This is a genomic window from Streptomyces sp. NPDC104313 (genome assembly GCF_055583985.1).
In genome coordinates this window covers 378,427-398,795 of record NZ_JBVJMW010000008.1, presented here as the reverse complement: position 1 = coordinate 398,795, position 20,369 = coordinate 378,427, and the positions used below count along the sequence as shown (strand labels likewise).

Annotated in this window: 16 protein-coding genes and 2 rRNA genes; 10 read left to right on the top strand and 8 right to left on the bottom strand. The window is 69.9% G+C overall.

Going from position 1 to position 20,369, the window contains the following annotated elements; all coding sequences use genetic code 11:
• Positions 1-73: ribosomal RNA gene (locus ACZ60Q_RS21495) — 23S ribosomal RNA — on the top strand; the annotation flags it as partial.
• Positions 74-152: 79 nt separating this feature from the next.
• Positions 153-269, top strand: a 5S ribosomal RNA gene (gene rrf / locus ACZ60Q_RS21490).
• Between the two features lie 146 nt (positions 270-415).
• Here rrf and ACZ60Q_RS21485 read toward each other — a convergent pair.
• The 5 genes from ACZ60Q_RS21485 to ACZ60Q_RS21465 are packed head-to-tail and all read right to left on the bottom strand — an operon-like array spanning position 416 to position 5,914.
• Positions 416-1,729, bottom strand: a complete 1,314-nt coding sequence (locus ACZ60Q_RS21485) for a DUF58 domain-containing protein (protein WP_469636794.1) — start codon at positions 1,727-1,729, stop codon at positions 416-418.
• A gap of 10 nt (positions 1,730-1,739) precedes the next feature.
• The gene (locus ACZ60Q_RS21480; RefSeq protein WP_469636791.1) at positions 1,740-2,768 is read right to left on the bottom strand and encodes an AAA family ATPase; all 1,029 of its coding nucleotides are present in this window, start codon (positions 2,766-2,768) and stop codon (positions 1,740-1,742) included.
• A complete protein-coding gene (locus tag ACZ60Q_RS21475) occupies positions 2,765-4,015 on the bottom strand; it encodes a DUF4350 domain-containing protein (protein ID WP_469636789.1) in 1,251 nt (416 codons plus the stop codon). The genes ACZ60Q_RS21480 and ACZ60Q_RS21475 overlap by 4 nt, the downstream gene beginning before the upstream one ends.
• Positions 4,012-4,698 carry a DUF4129 domain-containing protein gene (locus tag ACZ60Q_RS21470; RefSeq protein ID WP_469636786.1) on the bottom strand — a complete coding sequence of 229 codons (687 nt, stop codon included), beginning with the start codon at positions 4,696-4,698 and terminating at the stop codon, positions 4,012-4,014. Before ACZ60Q_RS21470 ends, ACZ60Q_RS21475 begins: the two co-directional genes overlap by 4 nt.
• Positions 4,699-4,702: 4 nt before the next feature.
• Positions 4,703-5,914 carry a proline-rich domain-containing protein gene (locus ACZ60Q_RS21465; RefSeq protein WP_469636783.1) on the bottom strand — a complete coding sequence of 404 codons (1,212 nt, stop codon included), beginning with the start codon at positions 5,912-5,914 and terminating at the stop codon, positions 4,703-4,705.
• A 140-nt stretch (positions 5,915-6,054) separates the two neighbouring features.
• Between ACZ60Q_RS21465 and mtnA the strand changes: the two genes are divergently transcribed.
• The 7 genes from mtnA to ACZ60Q_RS21430 all read left to right on the top strand — a co-directional run bounded on the left by mtnA (position 6,055) and on the right by ACZ60Q_RS21430 (position 14,610).
• Positions 6,055-7,197 carry an S-methyl-5-thioribose-1-phosphate isomerase gene (gene mtnA, locus ACZ60Q_RS21460; protein WP_469636780.1) on the top strand — a complete coding sequence of 381 codons (1,143 nt, stop codon included), beginning with the start codon at positions 6,055-6,057 and terminating at the stop codon, positions 7,195-7,197.
• Positions 7,198-7,201: 4 nt separating this feature from the next.
• Entirely contained in the window at positions 7,202-7,891 is a 690-nt protein-coding gene (gene mtrA, locus ACZ60Q_RS21455; protein ID WP_007448372.1) for a two-component system response regulator MtrA, read from the top strand.
• A gap of 1 nt (position 7,892) precedes the next feature.
• A complete protein-coding gene (mtrB, locus tag ACZ60Q_RS21450; protein WP_469636777.1) occupies positions 7,893-9,932 on the top strand; it encodes an MtrAB system histidine kinase MtrB in 2,040 nt (679 codons plus the stop codon).
• Between the two features lie 28 nt (positions 9,933-9,960).
• Positions 9,961-11,799 carry an LpqB family beta-propeller domain-containing protein gene (locus ACZ60Q_RS21445; protein ID WP_469636833.1) on the top strand — a complete coding sequence of 613 codons (1,839 nt, stop codon included), beginning with the start codon at positions 9,961-9,963 and terminating at the stop codon, positions 11,797-11,799.
• 85 nt (positions 11,800-11,884) lie between these two features.
• On the top strand, positions 11,885-12,658 hold the full coding sequence (locus tag ACZ60Q_RS21440) for a ComF family protein (RefSeq protein ID WP_469636774.1): 774 nt from the start codon (positions 11,885-11,887) through the stop codon (positions 12,656-12,658).
• 326 nt (positions 12,659-12,984) lie between these two features.
• Positions 12,985-13,674 carry a ribosome hibernation-promoting factor, HPF/YfiA family gene (gene hpf, locus ACZ60Q_RS21435; protein WP_469636771.1) on the top strand — a complete coding sequence of 230 codons (690 nt, stop codon included), beginning with the start codon at positions 12,985-12,987 and terminating at the stop codon, positions 13,672-13,674.
• Positions 13,675-13,857: 183 nt separating this feature from the next.
• Positions 13,858-14,610, top strand: coding sequence for a response regulator (locus ACZ60Q_RS21430; RefSeq protein WP_469636768.1), 753 nt, complete (start codon positions 13,858-13,860; stop codon positions 14,608-14,610).
• Positions 14,611-14,649: 39 nt separating this feature from the next.
• Here the strand turns inward: ACZ60Q_RS21430 and ACZ60Q_RS21425 are convergent, their stop codons facing one another.
• Entirely contained in the window at positions 14,650-15,837 is a 1,188-nt protein-coding gene (locus ACZ60Q_RS21425; RefSeq protein WP_469636765.1) for a winged helix-turn-helix domain-containing protein, read from the bottom strand.
• A gap of 76 nt (positions 15,838-15,913) precedes the next feature.
• Positions 15,914-16,525, bottom strand: a complete 612-nt coding sequence (locus tag ACZ60Q_RS21420; RefSeq protein WP_469636762.1) for a GNAT family N-acetyltransferase — start codon at positions 16,523-16,525, stop codon at positions 15,914-15,916.
• Positions 16,526-16,765: 240 nt separating this feature from the next.
• On the opposite strand from ACZ60Q_RS21420, the gene secA reads away from it, so the two are divergent.
• Positions 16,766-19,591 (top strand): preprotein translocase subunit SecA, encoded by a 2,826-nt coding sequence (gene secA, locus ACZ60Q_RS21415; protein WP_469636759.1) that lies wholly within the window; start codon positions 16,766-16,768, stop codon positions 19,589-19,591.
• Between the two features lie 65 nt (positions 19,592-19,656).
• On the opposite strand, the gene ACZ60Q_RS21410 is transcribed toward secA, so the two are convergent.
• Positions 19,657-20,103 carry an Rv3235 family protein gene (locus ACZ60Q_RS21410; RefSeq protein WP_469636756.1) on the bottom strand — a complete coding sequence of 149 codons (447 nt, stop codon included), beginning with the start codon at positions 20,101-20,103 and terminating at the stop codon, positions 19,657-19,659.
• Between the last annotated feature and the right edge of the window lie 266 nt (positions 20,104-20,369).

Below are 20,369 nucleotides of genomic sequence, written 5' to 3'. Positions count from 1 at the left end.
GTTGATAGGCCAGATGTGGAAGCCCGGTAACGGGTGGAGCTGACTGGTACTAATAGGCCGAGGGCTTGTCCTCAGTTGCTCGCGTCCACTGTGTTAGTTCTGAAATAACGAACGGCCGTGTTTTCATCCGGTGTTGGTTAATTTCATAGTGTTTCGGTGGTCATTGCGTTAGGGAAACGCCCGGTTACATTCCGAACCCGGAAGCTAAGCCTTTCAGCGCCGATGGTACTGCAGGGGGGACCCTGTGGGAGAGTAGGACGCCGCCGAACAATTTTTCCGGGAAAGCCCCGTGCCATTGGCACGGGGCTTTTCTGCGTTCACGGTTCGAATGGCGTCGAGGAGAATCAGGAGAGCACGAGCTGAATCGCGCGAAGCTCTTGGCCGAGCTCGGGAGAATTACCCCCTGGGGGGCTCCTCAGAGACGGCCTGCGGCCTTCAGGGCCAAGTACGTATCGGCAAGTGCGGGAGCGAGATTCTCCGGAGTGGCGTCCACGACGACAACGCCGTGGCGGCGGAGTCTGTCGGCCGTGCGGCGACGGTCGGCCTGGGCCTGACCGGCGGCTGCCGCGTCGTACACCGAGTCCACGGCTCCCCGGGCGTTGGCCATTTCCTTGATCCGAGGGTCGGATACCGCGGCCAGCAGAACGGTGTGGCGCTGGGTGAGTTGAGGCAGCACCGGGAGGAGCCCCTCCTCGATGGGAGCGGCCTCCAACGTCGTGAGGAGGACGATCAGCGAACCGCGAGGGGCATCGGTGAGGGCGGCGTTGCTCAGGCCGCGGGCGTCCGTCTCGATGAGCTCGGGTTCCAGCGTGGCCAGGGTGTTGATGACGGTGGAGAGAACACTGCCCTTGGCCGACCGGCCTTGGACCCGGGCTCGGACCTGACGGTCGTAGGCGAGGAGGCTTACGCGGTCGCCCGCCCGGGTGGCGAGCGCGGTGAGAAGGAGCGTGGCGTCCATCGAGGCGTCCAGGCGGGGGACGTCACCCACCCGGCCCGCTGATGTGCGGCCGGTGTCGAGGACGATCAGGATGAGCCGGTCACGCTCGGGACGCCATGTCCGGACCGCTACGGCGGACTGGCGGGCGGTGGCCCGCCAGTCGATGGAGCGGGTGTCGTCCCCGGGCACGTAGGCCCTCAGACTGTCGAACTCCGTGCCTTCACCGCGTGTCAGAACGCTGGTGCGGCCGTCGAGTTCGCGGAGCCGGGCGAGCCGGGAAGGCAGATGCTTGCGGCTGGTGAACGGGGGCAGGACTCGTACGGTCCACGGTGCCCGGTGCTGTCCTTGGCGTGCGGCGAGGCCCAGGGGGCCGTAGGAGCGGATGGTGATGCGTTCGGCCTGCCGTTCGCCGCGACGGGTCGGGCGCAGAACGGTGACCAGACGTCGCTGTTCCCCGGCAGGAATCGCCAGCGTGTGGTGGGAAGCGAGGCGTTCGGAGCCCGAGGCCCAACTGCTGGGGGGCCAGGCGTCCCTCAGCCGGGCTCGTAGGCGCCGGCGTGAGGTGTTGGTCACTGTCAGTTGCACTACGGCCGCGTCACCGAGCCGAACAGATGTGTCGCCGGATCGAGTGAATCGGAGCGTACGCACTGGCGCGGCCAGGGCATAGTCACACAGAATTGCCAGTGAGAGCGGTGCGTTGACCGCAAGCATCCCGGTCCAGCTGGGAGCGAGGATGCCCACGGGGAGTGACCCCAGGGCGGCCAGCAGCGCGGTGCGTCCGGTGAGGGCCATGGTCACCGCCTCATCGGGGTACGGGGACGTGGGCGAGCACTGAGGCGATGACGGAGTCAGGGGTGACTCCTTCCAATTCCGCCTCGGGCCGCAGGTGGATGCGATGACGGAGCGTGGGGAGCGCCAGGGCCTTCACATCGTCCGGGATGACATAGTCCCGGCCGGTCAGCCAGGCCCAGGCGCGGGCGGTCGACAGCAGTGCGGTGGTCCCTCGGGGGGAGACGCCGAGGGCGAGCGAGGGGGAATCGCGCGTGGCACGGCAGATATCCACTACGTAGCCGGCGATCTCAGGGGAGACGGTTGTCTTAGCGACGGCTTCGCGAGCTGCTTCCAGATCGGCGGGCCCGGCGACCGGCCCTATACCCGCGGCCTTCAGGTCGCGCGGGTTGAAGCCGTCGGCGTGACGGGTGAGGACGTCAATCTCGTCCTGCCGCGAAGGAAGCGGAACCGTCAGTTTGAGCAGGAAGCGGTCCAGTTGGGCTTCGGGGAGGGGATAGGTGCCCTCGTACTCGACGGGGTTCTGGGTCGCGGCAACGAGGAAGGGGTCAGGCAGTGGCCGTGGCGTTCCGTCAATGGTGACCTGCCTTTCCTCCATCGCTTCGAGGAGGGAGGACTGGGTCTTGGGAGGGGTGCGGTTGATCTCGTCGGCGATCAACAGGTTGGTGAAGACGGGGCCGGGCTGGAAGGAGAATTCGGCGGTGCGCGCGTCGTAGACCAGTGAACCCGTGACGTCGCTGGGCATCAGGTCGGGGGTGAACTGGACTCGCTTCGTGTCGAGTTCGAGTGATGCGGCAAGTGCACGCACCAGCAGGGTCTTGGCCACGCCGGGTACGCCTTCGAGGAGTACGTGTCCCCGGCAGAGCAGCGCGACGACGAGTCCGGTCACGGCGGGGTCCTGGCCGACGACGGCCTTGGCGATCTCGGAGCGCAGAGCCTCCAAGGACGCGCGGGCGCTGTCGGACGGCTCCGGTTCCGCAGGCCTCACGGTGGCCGCTGCGGGCGCCGTGGGCTCGGCCGGCTCGGGGGTCGGGGCGCTCATGAAGTGCGTACCTCTCTTTCGAGGGCGTCGAGTTGATCTGCGAGGAGGACCAGGGCGGCGTCGGTGGAGGGAGCCGTACCGAAGAGCAGGATGCTGAGGTTGTGGTCCGGGGCGGCGATGCGCGCGGACACCGCGGTGAGGAGGATGTCGGGGCTGTGTGCATCACGGGCGGGCACTCCGGCGAGGGGCGCGATGCGTGTGCGGGTGGCGGCCCGGAGGACGTCGGCGGCCCGGTCGCGGGCGTTGGCCTTGCGGTAGAGGAGTGAGCGGCCTTCGGCCGATTCGGATGCACGGATGGCCACTGGCAGCCGTTCTGTCACCAGGGGGCCGAGGCGGCGGGCCCGCCAGACTGCGGCGAGGGCTGCGGCGAGGGCGAGTTGAAGCGTTCCCCACAGCCAGCCGGCGGGGACGAGGTCGAGGAAGTTGCTCCCGTCGGTCGCGTCCTCTCTCGCTCCGCCCTGTGACTGGTCTTCGCTTCCGCCGCCGGGGGAGCTGCCATCGGTGGTCGCGGATGGATCTGTGAGAGAGGGGAGGTACCAGACGAGATGAGGGCGGGAGCCGAGGAGTTGCAGGGCGAGCGAGGCGTTGCCCTGTTTGTCGAGACGCTCGTTGTGGAGGAAGTCGGGCGAGCCGAGGACGACGGTGTCGCCGCCCGCTCCGGTAGGGAGGACGACCAGACTGGCGAGGCCCGCACTCGGGTAGCAGGTGACGGCGTTGGGTTCCTGCGTCGTGTAGCGGGTGCCGCCCATGTCCGCTGTGCCGGCCTGCCGGGCGGCGGAGAGCTCGCACGACGGGGCGAGAGCACTGACGGCGTGGTGCGGCTCGGCGCGGAGACCGGGGGAGAGCCGAGTGGTGGCAGCCGGTCCTGGGGCGATCAGCAGGGTGCGTCCCGCGGAGGCGGAGGCCGTCGCGTCCAGTCGGATCTGCTGCGACCGGGTCAGGAGATTGGGGGCTGCGACGAGGAGCGTGGTGTCGGGGCCGATCGCGGCGGTGGCCTCGTCGAGAGTGGTGGCGACGGTGACGGATATGCCACGCGCCTTGAGGAGTTCGGCCACGGCGCGGCTTCCCTTGGGGTCCGCGGAGCGGGGGTCGAGCTGTCCGTGGTTCGGTCCGGAACGTACGACGGCGAACGTGATGCCGGCGACGACGAGGATGAGGACGACGGCCAGGATGCCTCGGGCGCGGGTCCAGACCTGGCGGGGGGTGGGCGCTGTCGAGGTGGGGGAAGCGCTGGTCGCTACGGTCATCCGGTGGCTCCTCGGGAGGTTCCGGGCAGCAGTGGCTTTGCCTCGTCGAGTTCGAGGTCGAGGGTGCGCAGGGACAGGTATGTCGGCTGTTCCGCGGTGCGGCCCCCGTATGTCACGTCGTCGAAGCTCCGGGCGGCGGCGCGTAGCCGGGCGGTGTGCTCGGGCAGGGTACGGCCCGCTTCGGCTGCGGCTTCGTCCGCTGTGCGGCCGGGACGGGGGTCCAGCAGGGCACGTTCCTCCAGGGACCGGACGATGGCCCGCATGCGTTCCTGGACGGCCTCGGTCCAGCGCAGAGCCGCGGCGTGTGCCTCGGCGGCGGCGCGGTGCTGGGACGCGCTGAGGGGGCCGTCGCTGTCGAAGAGAGCGTCCGAGCTCCGGGAGGCGCGTTGCGGGGTACCGAGCCGCCACCAGAGGGCGGCGGCGAGGCCGAGGACGACGACGACCAGGACGGCGAGTCCGGCCGGACCGCCGGGGGCGGCGCCCGCGGCGGCGTCGAATACTCCGGCGACCCAGTCCCAGAACTGGTTCAGGGCGCGCTGGAGGAAGTTCGGGTCGTTCTCGTGGTACATCGGCTTGGACAGCTCGCTCTCGGCTGCCTCCCGTGCGGGGAGGCGCGGAGTGTCCACGGGTATGTCGTCTGCTGCCGTGTCCCGTGCTGTGGTGATGCCCCCCGCCCCCGACACCGCATCAGCTCCTGGGGGTGTCGGCGCCGTAGCCGGGCAGACCGGCGGCCCGCGCGAGGTCGAGGTCCAGTGCTTCGCGGCGGATGCGCTGGTCCACGTAGAGGAGGGCCATCACTCCGGCGACGAAGGGGTAGATCAGTGTCGAGACGATCACTTCGCCGATGCCGGTGACGATCAGGAACGGCCAGCCGAAGGAAGGAGCGGTGCCGCTGAGGAATTCGCTGACGTCGGTTCCGTCGGCGATCACCGCAATGATGCCGAACGGGATGGAGACGAGGAACATCAGCAGGAACGTCAGCAGCCAGGTCAGGGCGAGGACCCCGAAGGTGCGCCACCAGGCGCCGCGGACGAGCTTCGCCGACCTGCGCAGCGCGGCCACGACGCTCTGTCGTTCCAGCATCAGGGCGGGGGCGGCGAGTGCGAAGCTGACGTTCAGCCAGAGCATCACGACACAGGCGGCGGCGAAGCCGAGGAAGGCGAGTGCGGCTCCCACCTCGGAGCCCAGCAGCAGGCCGGGGCCGATGCCCACGGCCATGATCGCGGCCATGATCAGGGCTACCAGCATGGTCAGACCGAGCAGCGGGAGGACCCGGGGGCGGGCCTCTGCCCAGGTGTCGGAGAGCGTGGCGGGGCGGCCCAGCACCGAGCGGCTGATGACTACGGTGATGATCGACGCGGTGAAGAGCGTGGCGATCATCGTGACGAGGGAGGCCGGGGCCAGCGAGATCAGTGTCGACCGGGCGGATTCGGTGGCCTGCCGGAGGGCCTCGGTGCCGGTGGCGTTCGGGTCGACGGAGGTCGGTTCCGGCAGCAGATAGCGCTGCATGAGGATGACGGCGATCTGGGTGACCACCGAGACCGCGAGGCTGAATCCGAGTGCGGTACGCCAGTGGGCGCGCAGGGCGGAGACGGAGCCGTCGAGGATTTCGCCGAGGCTCAGGGGGCGCAGCGGGATGACGCCGGGCTTCGCGGCCTGGGGCGGTCCTGCCCAGCCCGGTCGCTGCGGGCCACTGCCCCAGCCGGGTGCGGGAGGCTGTGCTCCGGGACCGCTGCCGGGGTTGTTCGGTGGGGACCACTGCCCGGGGGGCGGCTGTTCGGGGGACCACTGTCCCGTCGGGCCGCTTCCGTCCTGGGGTTCGGAAGGGCGGGGAATCGCCGCCTCCTTGCCGTCGGAGGGGGCAGATCCGGGCGACGCCCAGCCCGGAGAGTCGTTCATTCTCGCTCCTTCACCGTCCTGACCGCTCATCGGGGCGGCAGGTTGGCAGCCATCGTGTCACGCGTAGCTCCGGGGCGGACCAGCCGCTCTGTCTCCTCCGTGCCTTCAGGTACGGGCAGCTCACCGGGCAGACTGGGCAGATGGCTGATCAGGACGCGCAATCGTCGGCGGGCTTCGAGCCTCTCCCGCTTTCCGTACTCCGCTGGGACGAGCCCCCGGAGGGTCCCGTGCTGGTGCTTCTCGACCAGACGCGGCTGCCCGCCGAGGAGGTCGAGCTGGTGTGCACCGATGTGCCCGCGCTGGTGCGGGCGATCCAGACACTGGCGGTACGAGGGGCCCCGTTGCTCGGGATCGCCGGGGGCTACGGGGTGGCGCTCGCGGCGGCGCGGGGTTACGACGTTGCGGAGGCGGCCGGTCTGCTGGAGCGGGCGCGGCCCACCGCGGTGAACCTTGGTTACGGGGTTCGGCGGGTGGCGGCCGCCTACGGGGAAGCCGCCGGCAAGGGGGCGGGCGACGAGGCGTCCGCCGCGGCGGCGCTGGCCGCGGCGCGGGCCCTGCACCGGGAGGATGCGCAGGCCAGCGCGCGTATGGCGGAGTACGGCGAGGCGCTGCTGGAGGAGCTGATGCCGGGCCGCGGATATCAGCTGCTGACCCACTGCAACAGCGGGGCGCTGGTCTCCGGGGGCGAGGGGACGGCGTTCGCCGTGGCGTTGCGGGTGCACCGGCAGGGGCGGCTGCGACGGCTGTGGGTGGACGAGACGAGGCCGCTGCTCCAAGGAGCCCGGCTGACCGCGTACGAGGCCGCGCGCAACGGCTTGGCGTACAGCCTGCTCACGGACAGCGCGGCGGGGTCCCTGTTCGCGGCCGGGGAGGTCGACGCGGTGCTCATAGGGGCCGACCGCATCGCCGCCGACGGTTCGGTGGCGAACAAGGTGGGGAGCTATCCGCTGGCCGTGCTCGCGAAGTATCACCACGTGCCCTTCATCGTGGTGGCGCCGACGACGACCGTGGATCTGGAGACCGCGGACGGCCGATCGATCATTGTCGAGCAGCGCTCCGGGAGGGAAGTGACAGAGTTCACATCGCCGCAGGGTGTATCGGTCGGCGGCGGAGGCGTGATGGTCGTCGCACCCCTCGGGGCCCCGGCGTACAACCCGGCCTTCGACGTCACGCCGCCGGAACTGATCACGGCGATCGTCACCGAGGAAGGCGCTGTTTCCCCGGTCACGGGGGTCGGACTGGCAGAGCTGTGTGCCAGGTCATCGCAGGTAACGATTGGCTAATGGGATGATGTCGATTATGAAAGGACGCGTCCTTGTCGTCGACGACGACACCGCACTGGCCGAGATGCTCGGGATTGTGCTGCGTGGAGAAGGTTTCGAGCCGTCGTTCGTAGCGGACGGCGACAAGGCACTGGCCGCATTTCGTGAGGCCAAGCCGGACCTGGTGCTGCTCGACCTCATGCTGCCCGGAAGGGACGGCATCGAGGTGTGCAGGCTGATCAGGGCCGAGTCCGGTGTGCCGATCGTCATGCTCACTGCCAAGAGCGACACCGTCGATGTTGTGGTGGGCCTGGAATCAGGGGCCGACGACTACATCGTCAAGCCGTTCAAACCTAAGGAGTTGGTTGCCCGGATCAGGGCACGTCTGCGGCGGTCCGAAGAGCCCGCGCCGGAACAGCTGACCATCGGTGACCTGGTCATCGACGTGGCAGGCCACTCCGTGAAGCGGGAGGGGCAGTCCATCGCCCTGACCCCGCTGGAGTTCGACCTGCTGGTCGCGCTCGCCCGCAAGCCGTGGCAGGTCTTCACCCGTGAGGTCCTGCTGGAACAGGTGTGGGGTTACCGCCACGCGGCCGACACCCGCCTGGTGAATGTGCATGTCCAGCGTCTGCGTTCCAAGGTCGAGAAGGACCCGGAACGGCCGGAGATCGTCGTGACGGTCCGAGGCGTCGGCTACAAGGCCGGACCGAGCTGAGATGCCCCGAGGCAGCGCCGCTCCGGGGCCCGGCGAGCCGGGAGTCCGTACGGAGCGGGCTGCCGGCCCGGCACGGAAGGCGTCACGTATGAGCCGTTTCCTGCAGGGCGGTCGGCTGTTCGCGGACCGGACGCCCGGCGGGCCGGTACCGCGGTTGCTGATGCGGTGGGTGCGCCGTCCGTTGCTGCCCGCCGTCCGGTTGTGGCGGCGCAATCTGCAGCTCCGCGTCGTCGCGGGCACTCTGCTGATGTCGATCGTCGTCGTGCTGCTGCTCGGCTTCGTCGTCATCGGCCAGGTGCGCAACGGCCTGCTCGAGGCCAAGGGCACCGCCGCCCAGACCCAGGCCGCCGGCGGCTTCGCCGCGGCCCAGGAAAAGGCCAACGCCCCCCTCGCCCCCGACGGGCAGGGGAGCGAGCGCACCGACGGCATGACCGGTAGCACCTCCTGGCGCACCGAGCTCGTCGACCAGCTCGCCAGCGGCGGCAAGAACGCCTTCAACGTGGTGGCGCTCAGCGTCGACTCGGTGAGTGAGGGTGCGAGCAGCCGTGCCGCGCGCGGTTCGGGCAGCGTCGAGGCGTCCAGTGTCCCCGAGCGCCTGCGGCAGAACGTGGGCAAGGGCCAGGGCGCGTATCAGACGTACTCCCTGATCCGGTACTCGTACGGGAGCGAGTCGCAGCCGGGGCTTGTCGTCGGCAAGCGGCTCTACGACATCGATCAGCAGCCCTACGAGCTCTACTACCTCTTCCCGCTCACGCAGGAGGAGAAGTCCATGACCCTGGTCAAAACGACCCTGGCGACCGCCGGACTGTTTGTCGTCGTGCTGCTCGGGGCCATCGCCTGGTTCGTGGTGCGGCAGGTCGTCACACCGGTGCGGATGGCCGCCGGTATCGCCGAGCGGCTCTCCGCCGGCAAGCTCCAGGAACGGATGAAGGTCACCGGCGAGGACGACATCGCCCGGCTCGGCGAGGCCTTCAACAAGATGGCGCAGAACCTTCAGCTGAAGATCCAGCAGCTGGAGGAGCTCTCCCGGATGCAGCGGCGTTTCGTCTCCGATGTCTCGCACGAGCTGCGGACCCCCCTCACGACCGTCAGGATGGCCGCCGACGTCATCCACGAGGCGCGTGCCGACTTCGACCCCGTCACCGCGCGCTCCGCCGAGCTGCTGGGCGACCAGCTCGATCGGTTCGAGTCGTTGCTCGCCGATCTGCTGGAGATCAGCCGGTTCGACGCGGGCGCCGCGGCCCTGGAAGCCGAGCCGATAGACCTGCGGACCGTGGTGCACCGGGTGATCGGTGGCGCCGAGCCGCTCGCCGAGCGCAAGGGCACCCGGATCCTGGTCGTCGGCGACGACCAGCCGGTCATAGCCGAGGCCGATGCCCGCCGCGTCGAACGCGTCCTGCGCAACCTCGTGGTCAACGCCGTCGAACACGGTGAGGGCCGGGACGTCGTGGTGCGGATGGGAGTGGCGCAGGGCGCGGTCGCCGTGGCCGTCCGGGATTACGGGGTCGGGCTCAAGCCCGGCGAGGCGACCCGGGTCTTCAACCGGTTCTGGCGTGCCGATCCGGCACGGGCCCGGACGACCGGCGGGACGGGTCTCGGCCTGTCGATCGCCGTGGAGGACGCCCGGCTGCACGGCGGCTGGCTGCAGGCCTGGGGCGAGCCGGGCGGCGGCTCCCAGTTCAGGCTGACTCTGCCGCGCACGGCGGACGAGCCTCTGCGTGGTTCGCCGATACCGCTGGAGCCCGAGGACTCGCGGCGCAACCGGGGCAACCGGGAACGCGACGAGGCCGGGACGGGCGCGTCGGAAGACCACCGGCTGATGTCCGTGCCGCCCCAGCCCGGGGCAGGCGAGCGTTCGCCGCTGCCCGTGCCCGGCCGGGGCCCCGCCGTCCGCAACGGCACCCCCTCGTCGGTGCACCCCGCCGCGCTGCCCGGCAACGGGTCACGTGTCGTGGCACGTCCGGCCCCGGAGCGTCCCGGTGGGCGCGTGGGCGATGGCGTACAGAATTTCGACCGGGAGGACACCACTCGTGGGTACTGACCGCCGTTCGGGCGGCCGAGGGCGGGCGGTGCGGACGCTCGCGCTGCTGGGCTGCGGCGTCGTCGTGCTGGCCGGGTGCGGCTCGATGCCGGAGACCGGGGACGTCAAGGCGGTCGACGCCTCGCAGCCCGGGGACTCCCAGGTGCAGGTGTACGCGGTGGCACCCCGGGAAGGCGCGCTGCCCAGCGAGATCGTCGACGGCTTCCTGGAGTCGATGACCAGTGATGATCCCGCGTTCGCGACCACCCGGAAGTATCTGAGCACCGACACCCGGCGTACCTGGCAGCCGGGCGGGGGTATCACGGTGCTCGCCCAGGCCCCCAACCGCAGTGGTCCCCTGCTCCGTGACGAGGACAACCGGGCCACCCGGGACAAGGCGACGACCTACACGCTGACCGGCGAGAAGGTGGCGGCGGTCGACGCCCAGAGTTCCTACCGTCCGCTCGCGCCGACCGACTACGCCCAGACCCTGCGCCTGGTGCAGGAGAAGGGGCCGGACGGGAAGCAGGAGTGGCGCATCGACGTCGTTCCGGAGGGTCTGGTCCTCGGGCAGTCCGACTTCAAGCGCCTCTACCGCTCCGTGAACAAGTACTACTTCGCCACCGGGCGTACGAACGGTCGGTCGACACTCGTCGCGGACCCCGTCTACGTACGCAACCGTACGGATCCGGTCACGCGGATGGACACCGCCACGCAGACCGTCAGGACGCTGCTCGCCGGGCCGACGAACTGGCTGCGGCCCGTGGTCGACTCCCGGTTCCCGACGGGGACCGCCCTGCGCAAGGGCGTCATCGCGCTGCCGTCGGAGGATCAGAACGTCCTGAAGGTGCCGCTCAACCACAAGGCCGACAAGGCGAGCCGCAGCGCCTGCCGGATGATGGCCGCGCAGGTGCTGTTCACGCTCGGGGACCTGACCTCGGCACGGGTCGAGCGGGTGGAGCTGGAGGGTGGCGACGGCGGCCAGCTCTGCGCGCTGGACGCCGACGACGCGCCGGAGTTCTCCGCCGACAACGGCTCCGACGAGGCCGACAGCCAGTACTTCATCAACGACAAAGGTCAGGTGGAGCGGATCCCCGGCGCCACCGACGGCACCGGAACGCCCGAACCCGTGACCGGCCCGCTCGGTGCGGGCGTCGTCCCGATGAGCGCCGTCGGGGTGGCCCGGGACGAACAACGGGCCGCCGCGATCTCCTCCCACGGGCAGCACCTCTATGTGTCCTCCCTGGAGACGGAGGGTGAACTGGCCGACCCCCTCGTCAACAGCGAGGCGAAGAAGGCCGCAGACCGGCTGTCATCGCCGAGCTGGGACGGCCGCGGCGACCTTTGGGTCGCCGACCGCGATCCGGCCGGTCCCAGGCTGCTGCGGCTGACCGGAGGTACGGGCGAGCCGCATGAGGTCCGGGTGCCGGGGCTCGACGGCGCCCGGATCGAGGAGCTGCGGATGTCCGCGGACGGGGTGCGGATCGCTCTGCTGCTGAGGAAGGACGGCCGTACGACGCTGAACATCGGCCGGGTCGAGCGCCGGGGCTCCTCCGTGGCGCCCGAGATCTCGGTCGAGGACCTGCGCCAGGCCGCACCACAGCTCACGGAGGTGACGGCCATCTCCTGGTCCGGACGCAGCCGGCTGGTGGTGGTCGGCAAGGAGGAGGGCGGTGTCCAGCAGGTGCGTTACGTGCAGGCGGACGGCTCCACGTCGGCCTCGGGATCGTTGCCCGGGGTGAACCAGGTCCAGTCGGTCGCCGCGGCGGACGACGAGCTGCTTCCGCTGATGGCGGAGACCGTCGGCGACGGCATAGTGAAGCTCTCGCCGGGCGACAACTGGCAGACGGTTCTCAAACAGGGCACCTCGTTGGTCTACCCCGGCTGATCCGCCGGCGGGCCGGGATCCGCCGGAACGCCCGGGGTTTTCCACAGGGGTGGTCCGGTCCCGGCGGTCCCCGCACAGTGGGGCCATGCGGAACGCGTGGCAGGAATTGTCCGGCCTGCTCCTGCCGGTGGCCTGTGCCGGCTGCGGCAGGCCACGTACCGAGCTGTGCGCGGCCTGCGGGGCCGCGTTGCACGGTGCGCCCGCCCGTCCGGTCCGGCCCTCGCCCCGGCCTCCGGGGCTTCCGGCGGTGTACGCGGCCGCGCCGTACGAGAACGCCGTACGCGCGGTTCTGCTGGCCCACAAGGAGCGAGGGGCACTGGGGCTGGCCGGGGCGCTCGGGCGGGCCCTGGCGGGTGGTGTACGGGCCTGGGCGGGGCGGTCGTGCGGTGCGGGCCCCCTGCTGCTGGTCCCGGTTCCCTCCGCGCGTTCCTCGACCGCGGCGCGCGGCCATGACCCGGTGCGCAGGATCGCCGCCGCGGCCGCGCGGGACCTACGGCGCGAGGGACTGCCGACGGAGGTGCTTCCGCTGCTGCGGCAGCGGCGGAAGGTCGCCGACCAGTCGGGACTCGGGGCTCGGCAGCGGCGGACGAATCTGGCCGGCGCGCTGGAGCTCACGGCGGGGGGAGGGCGACTCCTCCGGCACGGACCGCTCGGGTACGGACCGCTCGGGCACGGACCTCTCCGGCAGGGCCGGGTGATCCTCGTCGATGACCTGTTGACGACAGGATCGACGCTGGCGGAGGCGGCACGGGCCGTCGGTGAGGCGCTCGGTGTCGGTCGGGAGCCCTCCGTGCACGGAGGGTGTCGGGCGGCGGTCGTCGCAGCCTCTCCCTCCGCCTTCGAAATAAACCGGAACTGACAGGGAACCCGCATCGTTGCAGGTAATGAGAGGGCAATACCCCCTGAACGGAGGTACGTGCCAGTAGCGGGTGCCGAGACCCTGGTGTGCAGGCTATGTTCGGTTGTGAGGAACGGTGAATGCCGGACCTCGATGAATGCACCATCAGGTTTCGGGCAGGTGACCCACCGGTAGGAGAAGCACGCGAGTCGGTGGGGTTGCGACCCTTCCGACGGGGGAGGAGGAGGCGAAAGCCACCGAGTCCGAGGCCCTGGTGATCTCCGGGGCCTGGTGCAAAAGGGAGATGCTCCGCCGCTGAGCGGGGCGATCCGGGAACGGAGTTCTGCGTGGACATCGTCGTCAAGGGCCGCAAGACCGAGGTGCCGGAGCGGTTTCGCAAGCACGTGGCCGAGAAGCTGAAGCTGGACAAGATCCAGAAGTTCGACGGCAAGGTGATCAGCCTCGACGTCGAGGTGTCCAAGGAGCCGAATCCCCGTCAGGCCGACCGTTCCGACCGGGTGGAGATCACGCTCCGCTCCCGGGGACCGGTCATCCGGGCGGAAGCGGCGGCGGGTGACCCTTACGCAGCACTCGACCTGGCCACCGGAAAGCTGGAGGCCCGGCTCCGCAAGCAGCACGACAAGCGCTACAGCCGCCGTGGCAACGGCCGTCTGTCGGCTGCCGAGGTCGGGGACGTGGTCCCCGGCGTCGCATCGTTCGACGAGGACGGTGAACTGGTCGGCGACCAGCCGTCGGAGCCCGTCCCCACCACGAGGATCGGCTCGCTCGAAGTGCAGGGCGAAGGGCCGCTCGTGATGCGCGAGAAGACCCACACCGCCGCACCGATGGCGCTCGACCAGGCGCTCTACGAGATGGAACTGGTCGGCCACGACTTCTACTTGTTCGTCGACTCCGAGACGAAGGAGCCCAGCGTCGTCTACCGGCGACACGCTTACGACTACGGCGTCATCCACCTGAGGACCGACCCGCTCGCCGCGGACGAAGCAGGCGGCGCGGGCGGTGCGCTCGGCGGCTGAGGCCACAGCGTCGGAGTGCCCCCGGGGCGTTTTCGCGCCACCGGGGGCACCCGCGCACGGGTGCGGGATCACCGTGCCGGGGGCCGGGCATGGAATCATGGCGGCCCGAGCCAATCGGTTTTCTGTGAAGTGCCGTTGGCGAACGACCGACACTTCAGGCCGTGGCCTTCAGGGGGAGGAACGATGGCGGACACCTTCGGGCCCGTGCGCGATGCGAATGGCTCCGGCGACTCCGGTGCGTACACCGGTACCGGCGCGGACGGCGCTTCACGCAAGGAGCCCATCAGGGTCCTCGTGGTCGATGACCACGCGCTCTTCCGCAGGGGCCTGGAGATCGTCCTCGCCCAGGAGGAGGACATTCAGGTCGTCGGCGAGGCCGGGGACGGCTCCGAGGCGGTCGACAAGGCTGCCGACCTGCTGCCCGACATCGTTCTGATGGATGTGCGGATGCCCAAGCGCGGCGGCATCGAGGCCTGTACGGCCATCAAGGAGGTGGCCCCCAGCGCGAAGATCATCATGTTGACGATCAGCGACGAGGAAGCCGACCTCTACGAGGCGATCAAGGCGGGCGCGACCGGCTATCTCCTCAAGGAGATCTCCACCGACGAGGTCGCCACGGCCATTCGCGCGGTAGCCGACGGGCAGTCCCAGATCAGCCCCTCCATGGCCTCCAAGCTGCTCACCGAGTTCAAATCGATGATCCAGCGCACCGACGAGCGACGGCTCGTTCCGGCGCCCCGGCTCACCGAACGCGAGCTGGAAGTGCTGAAACTCGTGGCGACCGGAATGAACAACCGGGACATCGCCAAGGAGTTGTTCATTTCCGAGAACACGGTGAAGAACCACGTCCGCAATATCCTGGAGAAACTCCAGCTGCACTCCCGGATGGAAGCCGTGGTCTACGCCATGCGCGAGAAGATCCTGGAGATCAGGTAGCGGACGGCCCCGGTTCCCGCTCCGGGCAGCGCCGGCCGGTCAGCGGTAGGCGTGCTGGAGCGCGTGGCCGATCTCTTTCCTAAGTGGCTCGCGCAGCTCCGGGGCGTCCACCCGGTCCACCCGGATGTCCGTGCAGCCCACCCAGGCCGCCGCCTCCACCAAGGCCTCGGCCATCGGGGCAACCGCCTTCGGGCCGGCCGGCGACGCCTGCCGGGCGACCAGCGTGGTGCCCTCGCGCGCCGGGTCGACCCGGCCCTGGAGCCTCCCGCCCGCCAGCAACGGCATCGCGAAGTAGCCGTGGATCCGCTTCTGCTTGGGGACGTAGGCCTCCAGCCGATGCGTGAAGCCGAAGATCCGCTCCGTGCGCGCCCGCTCCCAGATCAGGGAGTCGAACGGCGACAACAGCGTCGTACGGTGGCGTCCGCGCGGCTCCTTGGCCAGGGCCTCCGGGTCCGCCCAGGCCGGCTTCGCCCAGCCCTCCACCACGACCGGGACCAGCCCCGAGTCCGCCACCACGGCGTCGAACTCCTCGCCCTTCAGCCGGTGGTAGTCCGCGATGTCGCCGCGGGTGCCGACGCCCAGGGACTTGCCCGCCAGCGCCACCAGCCGCCGCCGGCACTCGGCGTCGCTCAGGTCGTCGTGCAGCAGCGCATCCGGAATGGCCCGCTCGGCCAGGTCGTAGACCCGCTTCCAGCCGCGCCGTTCGGTGCACACCACCTCGCCGTACATCAGGGCCCGCTCGACGGCGACCTTGGACGCCGACCAGTCCCACCACTCGCCCCCGTTCTTCGCGCCGCCCAGCTCGGTCGCCGTCAGCGGCCCCTCGTCGCGCAGCTGCTTGATCACGGTGTCGTACGAGCCGTCGGGCAGATCGTGGCCCCAGTGCGGGCGGGAGCGGTAGGCGCGGCGGCGGAACGCGAAGTGCGGCCACTCCTCGACGGGCAGGACGCACGCCGCGTGCGACCAGTACTCGAAGGTCCGGCCGCCCGACCAGTAGGCGTCCTCCACCGTCCGGCGGCTCACCGGGCCCAGCCGGGCGTAGGGGATCAGCTCGTGCGAGCGGGCCAGCACCGAGATCGTGTCCAACTGGACCGCGCCGAGGTGCCGCAGCACTCCCGGCACCCCTGCCCGGCGGTCCGGAGCCCCCAGGAAGCCCTGGGCGCGCAGCGCTATGCGGCGGGCCTGGTCGGCGGAGAGTTCGACTGCGGGAGGAGGCACAGGCGTCATACAGCGAACCCTAGGCGGCGCCACTGACAGTCCGGCCCCCGGTCCGGCCCCGGACGCCGTACGCGGATCACGCGGTTCACGCTCCGGGACCGGGGGTCCGGCCGGGCCGTGGGGCATGCCGCTCGGGGACGTACGGATGGGTGCCGGCGAGCCCCAGGTCGGACGGGAGCAGGGCCGCTGTCCAGGAGTCGCGCTGAACCCCTTTGTTGAGCAGCCCGGACCGTTGGTCGCCCTCCAGCCGGAACCCCGCCCGCAGGACGACGGCCCGCGAGGCCAGGTTGCCGATCTCGGCCCGCCACTCCAGCCGGTCAGCCCCGAGGGAGGAGAAGGCCCAGCGGGCGGAGCCGAGCACCGCCTCGGTGGCGTATCCGCGGCCGCGGTGCTCCTTGGCGGACCAGTAGCCGACCTCGTAGGTACCCGGCCGACTGCGGCGGTCGATGCCGAGCGCACCTACGAGCGCCCCGGTCTCCCGCAGGACCAGGGCGAAGCCGTAGGCGGAGTCGTCGTGCCAGCCCGCCGGGCAGAGCTCCGTGGTGAACACCTCCGCGTCGGTGAGACGGTACGGAGAGGGGATCACCGTCCAGCGCTGGATGTCCGGGTCCTGGCAGGCGGCGTGCACCGGGTAGGTGTCCTGCGGGCCGAAGGGCCGCAGGAGCAGTCGTTCCGTGGTGAGAGTGATCGGCTCCATGGGCCGATTCTCGTGAGCCGGCATCCTTGGTGCGAGTACTTTTGGGGCTTCCCGGCACCTTCCGTGCGTCTGGACCGTTGTCCTGTAAGGGTGCGGCGAGGTCCACGCGACGGCAGCCCTCCCGACGCGGTGGTGTCCTCGCTTACGATGGCCGTTGCGGTGGGGCCCACCTGCCGTGCCCGCGCCAGAGTCCATTACACGACCCAGTGCCAGGCCCGACCGGCAAGGAGACCAGCCTCAGTGTCCGTCTTCAACAAGCTCATGCGTGCAGGCGAAGGCAAGATCCTGCGCAAACTGCACCGCATCGCGGACCAGGTCAGCTCCATCGAAGAGGACTTCGTCACCCTCTCCGACGCCGAGCTGCGGGCGCTCACCGACGAGTACAAGGAACGGTACGCGGACGGCGAGAGCCTGGACGACCTGCTTCCCGAAGCGTTCGCCACGGTCCGTGAGGCCGCGAAGCGCGTCCTCGGACAGCGCCACTACGACGTACAGATGATGGGCGGAGCCGCCCTGCACCTCGGCTATGTGGCCGAGATGAAGACCGGTGAGGGCAAGACCCTCGTCGGCACTCTGCCCACGTATCTCAACGCGCTCTCCGGCAAGGGCGTGCACCTGATCACGGTCAACGACTATCTCGCCGAGCGCGACTCCGAGATGATGGGCCGGGTTCACAAGTTCCTCGGTCTGGAAGTCGGCTGCATCGTCTCCAACATGACGCCGGCCCAGCGTCGCGAGCAGTACGCCTGCGACATCACGTACGGCACGAACAACGAGTTCGGCTTCGACTACCTCCGCGACAACATGGCGTGGTCCAAGGACGAGCTCGTCCAGCGCGGCCACAACTTCGCCGTGGTCGACGAGGTCGACTCGATCCTCGTCGACGAGGCCCGTACGCCGCTGATCATCTCCGGCCCGGCCGACCAGGCGACCAAGTGGTACGGCGACTTCGCCAAGCTGGTCACGCGCCTCACCAAGGGTGAGGCGGGCAACCAGCTCAAGGGCATCGAGGAGACCGGCGACTACGAGGTCGACGAGAAGAAGCGGACCGTGGCCATCCATGAGTCCGGTGTCGCCAAGGTCGAGGACTGGCTCGGCATCGACAACCTCTACGAGTCGGTGAACACCCCGCTCGTCGGTTATCTGAACAACGCCATCAAGGCCAAGGAACTGTTCAAGAAGGACAAGGACTACGTCGTCATCGACGGCGAAGTCATGATCGTCGACGAGCACACCGGCCGTATCCTCGCCGGCCGCCGCTACAACGAGGGCATGCACCAGGCGATCGAGGCGAAGGAAGGGGTGGATATCAAGGACGAGAACCAGACCCTCGCCACGATCACCCTCCAGAACTTCTTCCGCCTCTACGCCAAGCTCTCCGGTATGACCGGTACGGCGATGACCGAGGCCGCCGAGTTCCACCAGATCTACAAGCTCGGCGTGGTGCCGATCCCGACGAACCGCCCGATGGTCCGCGCCGACCAGTCGGACCTGATCTACCGCACCGAGGTCGCGAAGTTCGCCGCGGTCGTCGACGACATCGCCGAGAAGCACGAGAAGGGCCAGCCGATCCTGGTCGGCACCACCTCGGTCGAGAAGTCCGAGTACCTCTCGCAGCAGCTCTCCAAGCGCGGTGTCCAGCACGAGGTGCTCAACGCCAAGCAGCACGACCGGGAGGCGACGATCGTCGCCCAGGCGGGCCGCAAGGGCGCGGTCACCGTCGCGACGAACATGGCCGGCCGAGGCACCGACATCAAGCTCGGCGGCAACCCGGACGACCTCGCCGAGGCGGAGCTGCGCCAGCGCGGTCTCGACCCGGTGGAGAACGTCGAGGAGTGGGCGGCCGCGCTGCCCGCCGCGCTGGAGTCGGCCGAGCTGGCCGTGAAGGCGGAGTTCGAAGAGGTCAAGGAGCTCGGCGGGCTCTACGTCCTCGGTACGGAGCGCCATGAGTCGCGTCGTATCGACAACCAGCTGCGCGGTCGTTCCGGCCGTCAGGGTGACCCGGGCGAGTCCCGCTTCTACCTGTCGCTGGGCGATGACCTGATGCGCCTGTTCAAGGCCCAGATGGTCGAGCGCGTCATGTCGATGGCGAACGTTCCGGACGATGTCCCGATCGAGAACAAGATGGTCACCCGCGCCATCGCCTCCGCCCAGTCGCAGGTCGAGCAGCAGAACTTCGAGACGCGTAAGAACGTCCTGAAGTACGACGAGGTGCTCAACCGGCAGCGTGAGGTCATCTACGGCGAGCGCCGCCGCGTCCTGGAGGGCGAAGACCTCCAGGACCAGATCCGGCACTTCACGGACGACACGATCGACGACTACATCCGGCAGGAGACCGCCGAGGGCTTCGCCGAGGAGTGGGACCTGGACCGGCTGTGGGGAGCCTTCAAGCAGCTCTACCCGGTGAAGGTCACCGTCGAGGAGCTGGAGGAGGCGGCCGGGGACCTGGCCGGCGTCACCGCCGATTTCATCGCCGAGTCCGTCAAGAACGACATCCACGAGCAGTACGAGGAGCGCGAGAACTCGCTCGGCTCCGACATCATGCGTGAGCTGGAGCGACGCGTCGTCCTCTCCGTGCTCGACCGCAAGTGGCGCGAGCACCTCTACGAGATGGACTACCTCCAGGAGGGCATCGGCCTGCGGGCCATGGCGCAGAAGGACCCGCTGGTCGAGTACCAGCGCGAGGGCTTCGACATGTTCAACGCCATGATGGAGGGCATCAAGGAGGAGTCCGTCGGCTACCTGTTCAACCTGGAGGTCCAGGTCGAGCAGCAGGTCGAGGAGGTTCCGGTGCAGGACGGCGCCGAACGCACCTCGCTGGAGAAGGAGAGCGCCGCTGCCGCCCCGCAGATCCGTGCCAAGGGCCTGGAGGCCCCGCAGCGGCCGGACCGGCTCCACTTCTCCGCTCCCACGGTGGACGGCGAGGGCGGTGTCGTCGAGGGCGACTTCGCCAACGACGACGCCACCGGTGACACGCGGTCCGGTTCCGCCGACGGCATGACGCGTGCGGAGCGCCGCAAGGCCCAGAAGAGCGGCGGCGGCGGCGGTCGCCGTCGCAAGAAGTAGCACCAGCGGTACCGCGGCAGGGGCCGGACACCACGGGGTGTCCGGCCCCTGCCGCGGTTCGCGGGTCACCGGGGGCCGGTGTGGCCGGCCGTGAGGCGTTCGCCGCCCAGTTCCACCGCGGCGCAGCGCCAGCGCTGGTCGGCGCCCTGTTCCAGGCGGAAGGCCATCGCCCGGACCCGGTCGCCCGCGGCGATGCTGGCGAACGCCTCGACCACGCCGGTGGCGGGCTGGGCCCCGCGGCAGTGGCGAAGCACGGGGCGGCTGCCCCGGGTGGCCCCCAGTGGGGTGCTCGGGGCCAGCTCGGCGAGCTGGTCGTAGGCCTCGCCGATGGTGTGGCCGAGCATCCAGTGCACCGGGCGCTGTCCGCTGAGGACCGCGAGCAGGCGCTCGGCGAACCACTGGTGCGGGCGCTGCGGCCGGTGGGGCTGCAGCCTGCGGGACCGCTGCGGAGGTACCGACCGGGGACCACCCTGGTCGCGTCGGCCGGCGGGCCTCGTCCTGTCCGTGCTCATGATCGTCGCCCCCGTTGACCGGGCCCGGTTCCTACCGAGCGGTAACTTGTGTTGGGGATCTTCTACGGGGGCGGTCGTCAGCGACGCAAGGGGCCTTTGGGCGCCGATCGGGCGTGGGTGGATTCACCTATTCGTGGCTCGACCCTTGCGGGACATGGGTGAAAGCGGGGGTGACGGGGTGCCGGCCGTGGACGGACGACCCCGGTTACCGAAACCCGAAAGGGGACGTTCCCACGTATCCTGAGGACGTTTCCCCCGACGAAAGC